This is a genomic window from Segatella paludivivens DSM 17968 = JCM 13650 (genome assembly GCF_000373185.1).
Lineage (GTDB): Bacteria > Bacteroidota > Bacteroidia > Bacteroidales > Bacteroidaceae > Prevotella > Prevotella paludivivens.
Map to the genome: position 1 here is coordinate 39,172 of NZ_KB890638.1, position 13,767 is coordinate 52,938.

A 13,767-nucleotide genomic window follows, 5' to 3' on the forward strand; every position below is an offset into this window, starting at 1 on the left:
TATATTACCATCCAAAAGCCTTCGCATCACTTAGCCATTTGCCATTAGCTCGAAGCACTTGTTCTATGATATCACGTCCACAACCATATCCTCCATTACGAGAACTTATATAGACGCTGATACTCTTAATATCAGTACATGCATCTGCCGGACAACAAGGACAACCACAACGGCGCATAACCTCATAGTCAGGAATGTCATCACCTACATAAATCACTTCGTCATCTTTAAGATTATGCTTTTTAAGAAATTCATCATAAACAGTAACCTTAACAGCGCAGTTCATGTAAATATCCGCAACGCCAAGATGCTCATAACGCATTCTTACAGCCTCAGTATTTCCACCAGTAAGAATAGCTATTTTAATACCCATCTTTACAGCTAACTGAATGGCGTATCCATCCTTTATATTCACTGTTCGCAAAGGCTCTCCGTCGTGCGACAGTACTATTGTCTCGGCAGACAGAACTCCATCGACATCAAAAACGATAGCTTTAACCTTACTCAAATCATAATTTATCATAGGTCTGAATTTTTATTTATTGCGATAGAATGGATAGCTTTACTCATAAGTTCATAGATCTTCTGATTAAATGGAGCACCATCCAGTAATTGGATCTGACGACTAATTACGTTTTCATCATATCTTATAGCAGGACCCGTTTGAGCATCCTTTGGTTTCACATTGTGCACCTTCTTTGCAGTTTCGTCTATCAAAGGCAGCATCACATCAAAAGGTATACCATTATCATTCAATATCTCTGACGAAATTTCGTAACAATGATTAGTAAAGTTACATGCGAACACAGCTGCTAAATGCAAATACTTTCTCTGTTCTGTTGAAAGTTCATATATACGATTAGATATATTGCTACAAATATTTTCAAGTACAGATTTAGCCAACTCGTCAGAAGTCTCTATAAAACAAGGTATTACTTTAAAATCCACAAAGCGTTGTTTTGAGAAAGTCTGCATAGGGTAAAGCACTCCGTAGTGCTCAACATACCCTTTAAATATATCCATTGGCATACTACCTGCCGTATGGAAGAAGAACTTATCAGATTTATTTTTACATAGCGACGGAATGATTTTTTCTAGTGCATCATCCTTTAAAGCCACGATATACAAATCAGCTTCATCACTTACATTATGAATATCATCTACGGCCCTTGCTCCTATTCTATCAGCTAGAGAAGTAGCATGCGAAAGCGTTTGACTATAAACTTGAACGACTTTGTTACCAGAATTAAATAAAGCCACTCCTATATTTGTAGCCAAGTTTCCTGAGCCAATCAATGAAATTTTCATTTTAGCCTCTTAATTTTCATGTCCATTATAGCCAGTCCCTTATCAGTACAGAAACCACGCATAAACAAGAACATCACATTATATAAGATATGTTGCATGCTATAAGTCTCATACAACTTATTATCCATCACATATTCCATTGTTGCATTGCTGAAACGCTCAACCAAAGAATAATCAATGTCATCACGAAAATATCCATCCTTGATACCTCGCTTGAAAAACATATGCGACTTGTTTCTACGCAATTCGTGCCGCTTAGAAAGATAATTAACTATTTTAGAATACTTATGTAATTCTGCAAAGAACAAAGGATTAACTGTGCGAACCTTTTCCATTTGTACCTTATAAAATTCCACGAGAATATCCATCACATCTGGAGCTTTTTCCTTTTGGAATTTCTCCATATGATTATCACACAAGCATTCAGACATCTTTATACCTTCTAGTAAAAGATCTTCCTTTTTGTTGTATATTTCATAAAGAGTACGCTTCGATATGACCAGTTTCTTCGCTATGTCATCCATCTTGACACGCTTAATTCCATTAACATAGAATTCTTGCATGGCTAAATTCAGAATACGGTCTTTCAACTGTTCCCGATACTCAGTTTGAATATTAATTTTATGCATAAGCAACCGTTTACCGTAATGAGTTTTAATATTATTCTGCAAAGTTACAAAAAATAACAAAAAACTCGCACTCATTTAAACGTTTTTTACTAACTTTGCGCTTGTTAGAAGGAAAAATTAAAAGTAGAGAATTGAACTTTAATTACTAGAAAATGGTAAAGATTACTAAGGAAGCTGCTCTGGAGTATCACGAGAATGGACGTCCGGGCAAAATTGAAGTAAAGCCAACTAAGCCTTATCACACACAAACTGATTTGAGCTTAGCTTATTCACCTGGTGTTGCATACCCATGTCTTGAGATTCAATCTGATCCGGACAGTGTATACAAATATACTGACAAGGGCAATCTTGTTGCCGTAATCAGTAATGGAACTGCCGTTCTTGGCCTTGGTGATATAGGTGCTATGAGTGGTAAACCAGTAATGGAAGGTAAGGGTTTACTATTCAAAATTTATGGTGGTATTGATGTGTTTGACATCGAAGTAGCAGAAAAAGATCCAGAAAAGTTCTGCGAAGCTGTAGAAAAGATTGCACCTACTTTCGGTGGTATAAATCTTGAGGATATTAAAGCTCCTGAATGTTTCTATATTGAGGAAAGATTAAAGAAGACTCTAGACATACCAGTAATGCATGATGATCAGCATGGAACTGCTATCATTTCTTCTGCGGGACTTCTTAACGCTCTTGAAGTTACCGGGAAAGACATCACTAAAGTCAAGATTGTTGTAAATGGTGCTGGAGCCGCAGCTATCAGTTGTACAAAACTATATGTTTCACTTGGAGCTAAAGTTGAGAATATCGTTATGCTTGACTCTAAGGGAGTCATAACAAAAGATAGAGAAAGACTTAGTCCACAGAAAGCATTGTTCGCTACAAGCCGCAAGGATGTTCATACTTTGGAAGAAGCAATGAAGAATGCTGATGTATTCTTGGGACTTAGCAAGGGTAATATCCTTACACAGGATATGATTCGCTCTATGGCTAACAACCCTATCGTATTCGCACTTGCCAATCCTGTTCCTGAGATCTCTTACGAAAATGCTATGGAAAGTCGTCCTGACGTCTTAATGAGTACAGGACGTAGCGACTATCCTAATCAGATAAACAATGTAATTGGCTTTCCTTACATTTTCCGCGGAGCTCTTGATGTTCATGCTAGAGCTATCAACGAAGAGATGAAGCTTGCTGCAGTAAAAGCTATTGCCGATTTGGCAAAGCAACCTGTTCCAGACGTTGTCAATGACGTATATCATGTAAGCGACCTTACATTCGGTCCTAAATATTTCATTCCGAAACCTGTTGACCCACGCCTTATCACTGAAGTTAGTGCAGCCGTTGCAAAGGCAGCCATCGAAAGTGGTGTAGCCCGTAAGACAATTACTGATTGGGAAGCATATAAGAAGAACTTGCGCCAGCTTCTTGGTCAAGAGACTGTACTTACTCGCAAGCTTCACGATACAGCTCGTCTACATCCACAGAAGGTCGTATTTGCCGAAGGTGGACACCCTACTATGATGAAGGCTGCTGTTCAAGCTAAGCAAGAAGGTATATGCAATCCTATTCTTCTTGGTAATCCAGATCGCCTAACTCGTCTTGCTACTCGTTTGAAACTAGATCTTACCGGTGTAGAAATCATTGACATGAGAGCAGACCAGGAACAAGGTCGCCGTGCTACATTCGCTAAACATCTTACAGAAAAGCGTTCTCGCCAAGGTTATACTTTCGACGAAGCTTACGACAAGATGTATGAGCGCAATTACTTCGGTATGAGTTTGGTTGAAAACGGATATGCTGATGCATTCATCACAGGTTTGTACACAAAATATAGTAATACTATCAAGGTTGCAAAAGAAGTTATCGGTGTAAGACCAGAATTCAACACTTTTGGAACTATGCATATTCTGAACACTCAGAAGGGCACATACTATATTGCAGACACACTTATCAACAGACATCCTGATGAGAATGTACTTACAGACATCGCAAAACTGAGCGCACACACAGTGAAGTTCTTCAATGAGGAACCTGTTATCGCTATGCTTAGTTATTCAAACTTCGGCACAGACGAAAAGGGAAGCCCTGTTAAAGTACATACAGCTGTAAAGCACATGCAGGATTTGTATCCTGAGCTTGCTATTGACGGAGAGATGCAAGTTAACTTTGCTCTCAACAAAGAATTGCGTGACGACAAATATCCATTTAGCCGTTTGAAAGGCAAGGATGTAAACACACTTGTATTCCCTAACATGAGCAGTGCAAACTGTAGCTATAAGCTTCTTCAGGCTCTAGACCCTGATTGCGAGATTATAGGCCCTATCCAAATGGGATTAAACAAGGCTATACATTTTACCGACTTTGAAAGCTCTGTAAACGATGTCGTAAATATTACCGCTGTTGCAGTAATCGATGCCTACGTTGAAAAGCTTAAGAATGGCAAATAAGACTATAAGACTAAATACGAAAGAAGGATGAAGTAAAAATACTTCATCCTTCTTTTTTATATATCCTTTCGGATATTAAACTGTTATGTCACTATTAATCTAATAGAGTAGAAGCCCTTACCCTACTCAAAGTTTCAGGAGTCATTTGGAGATAACTTGCTATAAACACTAAAGGAGCACGCAAAACAACTTGAGGCATCAACTTGCACATTTTCTTATATCTGTCACCAGCTGTTTCAAATCTAACTAAGTCTGCATGCACCTGAGAAAGAATCAAACTTTCTTCAAGTATTTTTCTATAGAGAATCTGAATGTTCACATTATGAAGAGCTACACTTTCAAGATGATGCTTAGGAAGTGCATAAATCAAACAAGGTTCCAAGGCTTCAACTTGCAAATGCGATGGAGTCTCTTTAAAAAGACTTTCTATGCACATAAAAATCGTACGATCTTCACCTAGATGTTCTGTAACCTCCTTACCATTCTTAAAATAGAACTGGCGCACAAGTCCTTTATCAATGTAGTATAGATTCTCACAAATTTCACCATCCTTGATAATCATTTCACCCTTCGCGAATTTCATCGGAACAAGAACACTTTCCAAAGTATCAAGTTCTTCATGAGTCATCGTACTATACTTTCGTGCTAATTCACGTGCAATATCGCGTGGTGTGTTTACAGGTTCTTTCATAAAGTTTCCTCCAAATTTTAGTTATCTTCCAAGTATCATATTATAAATTAATCAAGTTTAAGGACAGCTAAGAATGCCTTCTGCGGAACTTGCACATTTCCAACCTGCTTCATGCGCTTTTTACCTTGCTTTTGCTTTTCCAAGAGCTTACGCTTTCGGCTAACGTCACCACCATAACATTTGGCAGTTACATCCTTACGCACCTGTTTCACAGTCTCTCGCGCTACGATTTTAGCTCCTATGGCTGCCTGAATAGCTATATCAAATTGCTGACGAGGAATCAACTCTTTCAGTTTCTCACACATTCTGCGTCCAAAATTCACAGCATTACTCTCGTGTGTCAACGTAGAAAGAGCATCAACAGGTTCGCCGTTTAGCAATATATCCAACTTAGCCAATTTAGATGGGCGGAAAGAATCTACATGATAGTCAAAAGAAGCATATCCTTTTGAAATACTCTTCAGTTTATCATAGAAGTCTATCACGATTTCTCCCAACGGAATCATGAAGTGCAACTCTACTCTATTTCCTGTCACATATTCCTGATTTAAAAGTTCGCCTCTTTTGTCAAGACACAACTTCATTATCGGACCTATATATTCCGCACCAGTAATGATACTAGCTTTGATATAAGGTTCCTCAATATGGTCTATCATGGTCTGATCAGGCAATCCTGACGGATTATGAACTTCATTCTCATTTCCCTGCTTATCATAAACCATATATGAAACGTTAGGAACAGTCGTTATCACATCCATATTGAATTCACGCTCCAAGCGTTCCTGAACAATCTCCATGTGCAGAAGTCCAAGGAATCCGCATCTAAAACCAAATCCCAATGCGATAGAACTCTCTGGTGAGAATGTAAGTGATGCATCGTTAAGCTGCAATTTCTCCAAAGAAGCCCTTAGATTTTCATAATCATTAGGATCTATAGGATATAAACCGGCAAACACCATAGGCTTTACTTCCTGGAATCCTGCAATAGCCTCTTTACATGGGTTTACCACAGAAGTTACTGTATCACCAACCTTCACCTCGGTTGCATTCTTAATACCGCTTATGATATATCCTACTTCACCGCTAGATAACGTGCTGCATGGAACCATATCCATTTTCAACACGCCAACCTCGTCAGCAGTATATTCCATATCTGTATTGAAGAACTTTACCCTTTCGCCTTTCTTTATACTACCGTTAATAACCTTACAAAGTACGATTACTCCACGGAAGCTATTAAATATTGAGTCGAAAATCAAAGCCTGAGCTGGAGCATTCACATCACCAATAGGATGAGGAACACGAGCAACAACGGCTTCAAGTATATCTTCCACACCCTCACCGGTTTTTCCAGATGCTCTTAATATCTCGCTTCGGTCGCAACCTATAAGATCTACAATTTCATCCTCCACCTCATCAGGCATGGCATTGGGCATATCAATCTTGTTGATTACAGGGATAATCTCCAAGTCATGTTCAATAGCCATATACAGATTTGATATTGTCTGTGCCTGAACGCCCTGTGTAGCATCAACAACAAGCAAGGCACCCTCGCACGCAGCAATAGAACGCGAAACCTCATAAGAGAAGTCTACGTGTCCCGGAGTATCTATAAGATTGAGAACGTATGCCTGCTCATCCTTAGCCTTGTATGCCATCTGTATAGCATGACTCTTAATTGTAATTCCACGCTCACGCTCAAGATCCATGTTATCTAGCATCTGACCTTCAGTAATTTGGATCGTCTTTGTTCGTTCCAAAAGTCTGTCTGCCAATGTTGATTTTCCATGATCAATATGAGCAATGATACAGAAATTACGTATATTATTTATATTATCCATGTTAATTAATGTCCATTTAAAGCGCAAAGATAACGAATTTTCCGCAATTTATTATTATCTTTGCACGAAAATAAAGCATTTGCATTATGAAAAAAACATTTATTTTGATTATTTCGGCACTTGCTCTCACGGCTTGCCACCATGAGACCCTTGATGAACGTGCTAAAAGAGAGACTACAGAATATACCCAAAAGTACTGCCCTACGCCTTTTATCAATTATACCCGTACAGACAGTATGACTTTCGAGAATTCTTCCAGAACAATTATATACTACTGTTCATTCTCTGACAAGATGGACAATGCTGATATAATCAACAAAAACAATAAGAAGATTATTGACGGATTGAAGAAAGGCATTTCTGATAACACTGGTATAAAAGGTTATATTGACGGAGGATTGAATTTCAGATATGTTGTTCATTCAAAGAAGAATCCTCAGCAAATTCTTTTCAAGCATGACTTCAACAACAAAGAAATAAAATAAAATAAAAAACAGAAATCTCTATCAAATAAAGATTTCTGTTTTTTTTATTTTATCTGTATAAATTATGCTCCCTTTTCTAGTTCATCAAGAGCTATAGCAAGTTGATCAGGGCAACTTGTGGCTTTTGTTCCACAAGCAATTCCCTTTAATTTTGATTTAACATCATCAACTTTCATACCTTTAACCAAAGCCATAATTCCGTGCGTATTACCATCACAACCACCCACGAATTCTAGATTTGTGATTATATTGTTGTCATCAACATCAATATTGATCATGCGAGAGCAAACACCCTTTGGCTTATATGAAATACGACGAGACATATTTTTTACGCTTCAGTATCTTCTTCTGGTATCATGTTGGTGTATACAGTCTGTACATCCTCAAACTCTTCCAATTTATCAACCATTTTTTCAATAGTTGCACGCTCTTCAGGAGTTACCGCCTTCAAATCGTTAGGAATACGAGTAAATTCTGCACCTGTAACCTCGAAACCATCTGCCTCAAGATGCTTCTGAATGTCGCTGAAACTTGTTGGAGAACCATAGATAGTTACCTCACCAGCTTCCTCGTCTTCATCATATTCATCTTCTACTCCATAATCAATAAGATCAAGGATAAGTTCATCCATGTCGATACCATCCTTCTTCTTGAATGTGAATACACATTTGTGGTCGAAAAGAAAAGAAAGACTACCTTGTGTACCAAGGTTTCCGTTAAACTTATTGAATATAGAACGAACATCGGCTACAGTGCGTGTAGTATTGTCTGTAAGAGTATCAACAAACACCGCTATTCCGTGAGGGCCATATCCCTCATAAGTAACATCCTTATAATCACTTTGATCCTTGCCCATCGCATTCTTGATTGCGCGATCGACGTTGTCCTTAGGCATGTTCTCACGTTTGCAGTTTGCAATGAGAGCACGAAGTGTTGGATTGTTCTCAGGTTCAGGACCACCAGCTTTTACTGCAATAGCAATCTGCTTACCCAATTTTGTGAATGTACGGGCCATGTGACCCCATCTTTTCATCTTCGTAGCTTTACGATATTCAAATGCTCTTCCCATTGAATTTTAAATTTATCGATTATTTTTTACTTAAATTATCTTTATCTTTTATCGCAATTCAGCACCTAGCTTAGCGCATAACTGCTTAATCATCTTCTGCATGATCGCGTCAATGGCCTTGTCATTCAGGGTTTTTGTATCATCCTGTAGGATAAAGTTAATGGCGTAGCTCTTCTTGCCAGCAGGCAGATTTTTGCCCTCATATACATCAAACAAGTCTACACTCTTCAATAGTTTCTTTTCAGTCTGCAATGCAATCTGCTCAATCTGCTCAAACTCTACGTTCTTGTCTATCAGCAATGCCAAATCTCTGCTCACAGCTGGGAACTTGCTTATTTCCTGATATTCCAAAGTTTCTTTCTTCACAGCCTTCGTAACATTATCCCAATAGATATCAGCATAGAAGATTGTCTGTTCTATATCAAACTTCTTAAGAACCTTACCGTTCAGAATACCAAGCTCAGCAAACACCTTACCTCCGCGGTTTTTGTAAACAAGGCCCTTAGAGAATATATTGTTGTCGCTCTTTTCAAGCACAAGTTTGTTTATTCCAAGACCTACATGAGCAAAGATATTCTTTACATAAGCCATTAGCTCATAGAAACTAGTGTCTTCATCAGGATGAATCCAAGAACCTTCTACACGCTTTCCTGTAACCCAGAGAGCCATGTGCTGCTCCTGACCGTATGCTCTTGCAGGATCTTCTTCAGTCCATTTAGACTTATCATACTTATAGGTATTACCAACCTCAAAGAAACGAAGATTACTGCTTTTGCGGTTCACATTTCTCAAAATACTCTCCAAGCCACCAAACAACATTGTCTGACGCATAACGCCCAAATCAGCACTAAGCGGATTCATCACCTTTACGGTTGTATCAAGAGGATATGCGTTATAAGCGTTATCTGCGTAATAAGAAAGTTTTGAAAGCGAGTTGTTCAATATTTCATTGAATCCACAACCTACAAGTTGCTCACTTACAAGATTTTGAAGACGATGCTTCTTATCTTCATCACCAGCTATTGTAAGAGAACTCTTTAGCTGAGTAGGAATTTCTACATTATTATATCCGTATATACGCAGGATGTCCTCAACAACATCACATGGACGCTGAACATCAGAACGATAAGGAGGAACAACAATTGAAATACCTTCATTTGTCTCAGATACAATCTTCATTTCCAAGCTTGTAACGATTTCTTTGATGGTTTCCTTACCTATTTCCTTACCTATCAAATTATGTACGTATTCGTAAGACAACTCTACATTAAAGCCTTCAATAGGTTCTGGATATACATCCTTTATCTGCATAGAGATCTTACCACCAGCAAGTTCTTTACACAAAATAGCAGCCTGCTTCAATGCATAGATATTGCCATTAGGATCAATACCACGCTCAAAACGATAACTTGCGTCTGTACTTAGTCCATGACGACGAGTGCTCTTGCGAATCCATGTTGGATGGAAGTATGCACTTTCTAATACCACGTTCGTTGTAGTATCATAAGTTCCACTACCCTTTCCGCCGAAGATACCAGCTATACACATCGGATCTTCTGCGTTGCATATACTCAGGTCACGAGCACCAAGTGTATGCTCCTCACCATCTAGAGTAACAAATTTAGTTCCTTCTGGTTGAGTGCGCACAACGATCTTATGACCTTTCACCATGTCTGCATCAAAGCAATGCATAGGCTGACCATAAGCCATCATAATATAATTTGTGATATCCACAATATTATTAATAGGGCGTAAACCGATAACACGCAATTTATTCTGCAACCATTCTGGACTCTCTTTCACTTCGCATCCAGAAATGCTTATACATGAATAGCGCTTGCAAGCATCAGTATTTTGCAAGTCTACATCTATTTTAAGATCTTCATTGTCTACGCAGAATGCAGAGCTATCAGGACGATGCAAACTTGTTGTATATCCGTTTTGCTTTAACCAAGCATAGAAATCGCGCGCTACACCATAGTGAGACAAAGCATCTCCATGGTTCGCAGTTATATCTATTTCTATTATCCAGTCACTTTCAAGGTGATAGTAATCAGCAGCAGGAGTTCCTACAACAGCATCCTCTGGCAAAACAATTATTCCTGCATGGTCTGTACCTACGCCAATCTCGTCTTCGGCACAAATCATACCTAATGACTCAACACCGCGGAGTTTACTCCTCTTAATGGTAAATGACTCCTCGCCAGCATAGAGAACGCAGCCCAAGTCGGCAACGATTACTTTCTGACCAGCAGCCACATTTGGAGCGCCACAAACAATCTGCTGTGGTTCAGCTTTACCCAAGTCTACCGTTGTTATATGCAGATGATCACTGTTTGGGTGACTTTCGCATGTCAGAACTTTGCCGACATACAAACCTTTAAGCCCACCCTTTATAGTCTGAACTTCTTCAAGAGCGTCTACTTCAAGTCCCACAGATGTCAATGCATCGGCAGTTTCCTGCGGTGTAAGGTCGAAATCGACGTATTCTTTAAGCCATTTATAAGAAATATTCATTATAATGATTTTTATATTTACTCAAAAACTCTGCAAAAATACAAAAAAATCATCACATGCACAAAAAGAATCATTGATTTTTAGTTCATCAACATACATATATCTAGATATTACACATCATAATTATTCTTTTCTGTACTTTTACACATATTATTCGCTGTTTATTCCACGATATTCAGTCCCACAATATATCCTGTTGTCCAGGCTGCCTGCAAGTTGAAACCACCTGTTATTGCATCTATATCAAGCACTTCTCCTGCAAAAAACAGATGTGGGCATATCTTGCTCTCAAGAGTATGATAGTCTATATCGCTTAATGATACTCCTCCACAAGTAACAAATTCATCACGATATGCGCCCTTCCCTTTTACGTGATAAATATCATTCGTCAAAGCTTCTATCATTCTGTTTATATTACTCTTTCCTAATTCCGACCATTTCTTTTCCTTTGGCAAACTTAGTTTATCTATAATATATGTCCAGAGTCGTGAAGGCATGTCATAAGGTCTGAGCGAAGCAAGCTGCTTATTTGGATTTTCGTTTACAATATTCTTTATATATTCCTCTATTTCATCACGATTTACCACATTCGCCCAATTCACGGATATGTCTACATTATAATTGTTTTCATGCAAATATCGTGCAGCATGTGATGATAGTTTTAATATTGCAGGTCCGCTGAACCCCCAGTGCGTAACAAGTAGCGGTCCTTGTGAGCGAAACTTGGTTGAAGGAATTGAAGTTATAACAGGATTTACCACAGTACCCATCAATGCCAATATTTTTTTATCTGATATATTAAAGGTAAAAAGTGAAGGTATCGGTGTTTCTATTCCATGACCCAGTTCGCGCAAATGCTGCAAGTCGCTTATGTTAGGCGATCCACCTGTCGTAATTGCCACTCTGTCAAAGACTTGCGTCTTACCGTTTTTGAAATACAACATAAATAATCCGTCCTCAGCCTGTACAGCCTTTTCCATTTTATATCCAGTCATAATGTTTACCCCCAGACGCTTTGCCTCATTGATAAGACAATTCACGATAGATGCCGCTTCCTGAGATTTAGGAAACACGCACAAATCTTCTTGAGTAACCAATGGAACGCCATTATCCTCAAACCATTTATAAACTTCATGATAGTCAAATTGCTTAAACAAGCGTTTCATCAGCTTATGTCCCCTTGGATATGCATGTTTAAGATCAGAAATTTCTTCAAAGGTATTAGTCAGGTTACATCGTCCCCCACCAGTAATCATCACCTTAGCCAAAACGTTTTGATTTTTCTCAAAGATAGTTACATTGGCGTTTGGATTTTTACTCTTAGCTCTTATCGCTGCAAAGAATCCCGAAGCACCACCACCGACGATAGCGACATTCATTTTTATCATATATGGATACCGTATTTTTTAAATTATTCCGCTAAGTTATGAATAATTTCACAAGTTTCAATGCTTTTCCTGTAAAAAGTAAATGTAAAAAGCAAACACCTATTTGTATATTAATGAAATATATTGTAAATTTGCAATAATAATATCATTCAACAACAAAATTAAGAATAAATGAATATGAAGAAAACCATTTTAACCGCAATTATTCTAGCAATGTCTATCACGGCATTCGCTCAACATGATTACACACACGACAATAATCATGTTTACTACCATGGAATGATGTTAAGGCATGCCAACATCGAAACATTCCAGGACTTAGGCTACGGTTACGCTAAGGATTCCCGACACGTCTACCAAAACGGTAACATTCTGGAATATGTAGATCCCAACAGTTTCAGGATAGACAGCCGCTATAGAATAAGCAATAATGATGACATTATATATAATAGAGACGATAACGAAGACTACGATAATAACGGATACGAAACATCAAGATACCATAAGACAAACTTTGATGTCTTCTATAACGGAAAGAAACTTGATGATGCCAACGCAAACACATTCAAAGAAATAGGTCGTGGATATGCCAAAGATGCGTTCAACGTGTATTATCGTGGAAACAAAGTCGAAGATGCCACTGCCAGTTCATTCCAGATTATTGAGGGTGGATATGCCAAAGACGCATTCAATGTATACTATTACGGAAAAAAATTACCAGATGTTTCTAGTGCAAACAACTTCAAATATCAGGGCAATGGATACGCTTCAGACGGCTTCAGCATGTATTATCATGGTAAGAAGATAGATAATCAATAATGCTAAAATGCACTTTTGTTTGGGTTCACAAAATCATTAACATTTATTTATCATTTATAAAGTATTGATTTACAACAGATTACAAAAAAGTTACAAAGGAAGACAAAAAAAATCGTTAAAAAGTGAACAACGTATTAAAAAAATACTTACCTTTGCAACGTTTTAATAAACAAATGATTGTTTTACAGATTTAAAAAAGCAAAGAAAATGAAGAAATTAGTTTTAATGTTCGTAGCTATCGCAGCTATCTCTTTCGCATCATGTGGTAACAAAACTGCAGCTCCTGCTGCAAACGCTGATTCTGATACAGCTGTTGTTGATTCAGCTAATGATTCAGCTGCTGTTGATACAGCTGCTACTGACACTGCTGCTGCCGCTGCAACTGTTAAGTAAACAGAAGCTCGAACTGAAAAATGAGAGATTAACCGCTGGACTCCAAGAGTCTAGCGGTTTTTTGTGTTTATACCTCTCCACCTCCCTGGTCTTCTTTTGCGAGCATCATCGTTGTAACTATCTCATTTCATATAATAAAGTATTCAAATTGAGTACTGTCTGATAACCAAATGAATATACCACTCT

13 protein-coding genes are annotated in these 13,767 nt (G+C 38.2%); 4 read left to right on the forward strand and 9 right to left on the reverse strand.

The genetic code is table 11. The annotated features are described in order from the left end of the window. Positions 1–4: 4 nt before the first annotated feature. The 3 genes from B045_RS0105505 to B045_RS0105515 are packed head-to-tail and all read right to left on the reverse strand — an operon-like array spanning position 5 to position 1,937. Positions 5–523, reverse strand: coding sequence for a KdsC family phosphatase (locus B045_RS0105505; RefSeq protein ID WP_018463277.1), 519 nt, complete (start codon positions 521–523; stop codon positions 5–7). Further along, positions 520–1,308 carry a Rossmann-like and DUF2520 domain-containing protein gene (locus B045_RS0105510; RefSeq protein WP_018463278.1) on the reverse strand — a complete coding sequence of 263 codons (789 nt, stop codon included), beginning with the start codon at positions 1,306–1,308 and terminating at the stop codon, positions 520–522. Before B045_RS0105510 ends, B045_RS0105505 begins: the two co-directional genes overlap by 4 nt. Next, positions 1,305–1,937 carry a TetR/AcrR family transcriptional regulator gene (locus B045_RS0105515; RefSeq protein WP_025883140.1) on the reverse strand — a complete coding sequence of 211 codons (633 nt, stop codon included), beginning with the start codon at positions 1,935–1,937 and terminating at the stop codon, positions 1,305–1,307. The genes B045_RS0105510 and B045_RS0105515 overlap by 4 nt, the downstream gene beginning before the upstream one ends. Before the next feature lie 152 nt (positions 1,938–2,089). Between B045_RS0105515 and B045_RS0105520 the strand changes: the two genes are divergently transcribed. Beyond that, on the forward strand, positions 2,090–4,378 hold the full coding sequence (locus B045_RS0105520) for an NADP-dependent malic enzyme (RefSeq protein ID WP_018463280.1): 2,289 nt from the start codon (positions 2,090–2,092) through the stop codon (positions 4,376–4,378). 94 nt (positions 4,379–4,472) lie between these two features. On the opposite strand, the gene B045_RS0105525 is transcribed toward B045_RS0105520, so the two are convergent. Beyond that, positions 4,473–5,069, reverse strand: coding sequence for a Crp/Fnr family transcriptional regulator (locus tag B045_RS0105525; protein WP_018463281.1), 597 nt, complete (start codon positions 5,067–5,069; stop codon positions 4,473–4,475). Positions 5,070–5,116: 47 nt separating this feature from the next. Beyond that, entirely contained in the window at positions 5,117–6,910 is a 1,794-nt protein-coding gene (lepA, locus tag B045_RS0105530) for a translation elongation factor 4 (protein ID WP_018463282.1), read from the reverse strand. A gap of 86 nt (positions 6,911–6,996) precedes the next feature. On the opposite strand from lepA, the gene B045_RS0105535 reads away from it, so the two are divergent. After that, positions 6,997–7,395 carry a hypothetical protein gene (locus B045_RS0105535; protein ID WP_018463283.1) on the forward strand — a complete coding sequence of 133 codons (399 nt, stop codon included), beginning with the start codon at positions 6,997–6,999 and terminating at the stop codon, positions 7,393–7,395. 62 nt (positions 7,396–7,457) lie between these two features. Here B045_RS0105535 and B045_RS0105540 read toward each other — a convergent pair whose 3' ends face one another. The 4 genes from B045_RS0105540 to B045_RS0105555 all read right to left on the reverse strand — a co-directional run bounded on the left by B045_RS0105540 (position 7,458) and on the right by B045_RS0105555 (position 12,369). Next, entirely contained in the window at positions 7,458–7,718 is a 261-nt protein-coding gene (locus tag B045_RS0105540; protein WP_202900287.1) for a TIGR03905 family TSCPD domain-containing protein, read from the reverse strand. Positions 7,719–7,723: 5 nt separating this feature from the next. Further along, the gene (locus B045_RS0105545) at positions 7,724–8,464 is read right to left on the reverse strand and encodes a YebC/PmpR family DNA-binding transcriptional regulator (RefSeq protein WP_018463285.1); all 741 of its coding nucleotides are present in this window, start codon (positions 8,462–8,464) and stop codon (positions 7,724–7,726) included. 48 nt (positions 8,465–8,512) lie between these two features. Further along, a complete protein-coding gene (gene pheT / locus B045_RS0105550) occupies positions 8,513–10,981 on the reverse strand; it encodes a phenylalanine--tRNA ligase subunit beta (protein WP_018463286.1) in 2,469 nt (822 codons plus the stop codon). Between the two features lie 161 nt (positions 10,982–11,142). Further along, on the reverse strand, positions 11,143–12,369 hold the full coding sequence (locus tag B045_RS0105555) for a BaiN/RdsA family NAD(P)/FAD-dependent oxidoreductase (RefSeq protein WP_018463287.1): 1,227 nt from the start codon (positions 12,367–12,369) through the stop codon (positions 11,143–11,145). A gap of 177 nt (positions 12,370–12,546) precedes the next feature. Here B045_RS0105555 and B045_RS0105560 point away from each other — a divergent pair, with 177 nt between their 5' ends. Continuing rightward, a complete protein-coding gene (locus tag B045_RS0105560) occupies positions 12,547–13,188 on the forward strand; it encodes a DKNYY domain-containing protein (RefSeq protein ID WP_162163150.1) in 642 nt (213 codons plus the stop codon). A gap of 207 nt (positions 13,189–13,395) precedes the next feature. Then, a complete protein-coding gene (locus B045_RS0105565; RefSeq protein ID WP_025883147.1) occupies positions 13,396–13,581 on the forward strand; it encodes a PG1828 family lipoprotein in 186 nt (61 codons plus the stop codon). Positions 13,582–13,767: the final 186 nt, after the last annotated feature.

Bases quoted from the DNA above. Each gene is read 5' to 3' on its own strand.
- B045_RS0105505 (WP_018463277.1), bottom strand. From the start codon at position 523: ATGATAAATTATGATTTGAGTAAGGTTAAAGCTATCGTTTTTGATGTC.
- B045_RS0105510 (WP_018463278.1), bottom strand. From the start codon at position 1,308: ATGAAAATTTCATTGATTGGCTCAGGAAACTTGGCTACAAATATAGGA.
- B045_RS0105515 (WP_025883140.1), bottom strand. From the start codon at position 1,937: ATGCATAAAATTAATATTCAAACTGAGTATCGGGAACAGTTGAAAGAC.
- B045_RS0105520 (WP_018463280.1), top strand. From the start codon at position 2,090: ATGGTAAAGATTACTAAGGAAGCTGCTCTGGAGTATCACGAGAATGGA.
- B045_RS0105525 (WP_018463281.1), bottom strand. From the start codon at position 5,069: ATGAAAGAACCTGTAAACACACCACGCGATATTGCACGTGAATTAGCA.
- lepA (WP_018463282.1), bottom strand. From the start codon at position 6,910: ATGGATAATATAAATAATATACGTAATTTCTGTATCATTGCTCATATT.
- B045_RS0105535 (WP_018463283.1), top strand. From the start codon at position 6,997: ATGAAAAAAACATTTATTTTGATTATTTCGGCACTTGCTCTCACGGCT.
- B045_RS0105540 (WP_202900287.1), bottom strand. From the start codon at position 7,718: ATGTCTCGTCGTATTTCATATAAGCCAAAGGGTGTTTGCTCTCGCATG.
- B045_RS0105545 (WP_018463285.1), bottom strand. From the start codon at position 8,464: ATGGGAAGAGCATTTGAATATCGTAAAGCTACGAAGATGAAAAGATGG.
- pheT (WP_018463286.1), bottom strand. From the start codon at position 10,981: ATGAATATTTCTTATAAATGGCTTAAAGAATACGTCGATTTCGACCTT.
- B045_RS0105555 (WP_018463287.1), bottom strand. From the start codon at position 12,369: ATGATAAAAATGAATGTCGCTATCGTCGGTGGTGGTGCTTCGGGATTC.
- B045_RS0105560 (WP_162163150.1), top strand. From the start codon at position 12,547: ATGAAGAAAACCATTTTAACCGCAATTATTCTAGCAATGTCTATCACG.
- B045_RS0105565 (WP_025883147.1), top strand. From the start codon at position 13,396: ATGAAGAAATTAGTTTTAATGTTCGTAGCTATCGCAGCTATCTCTTTC.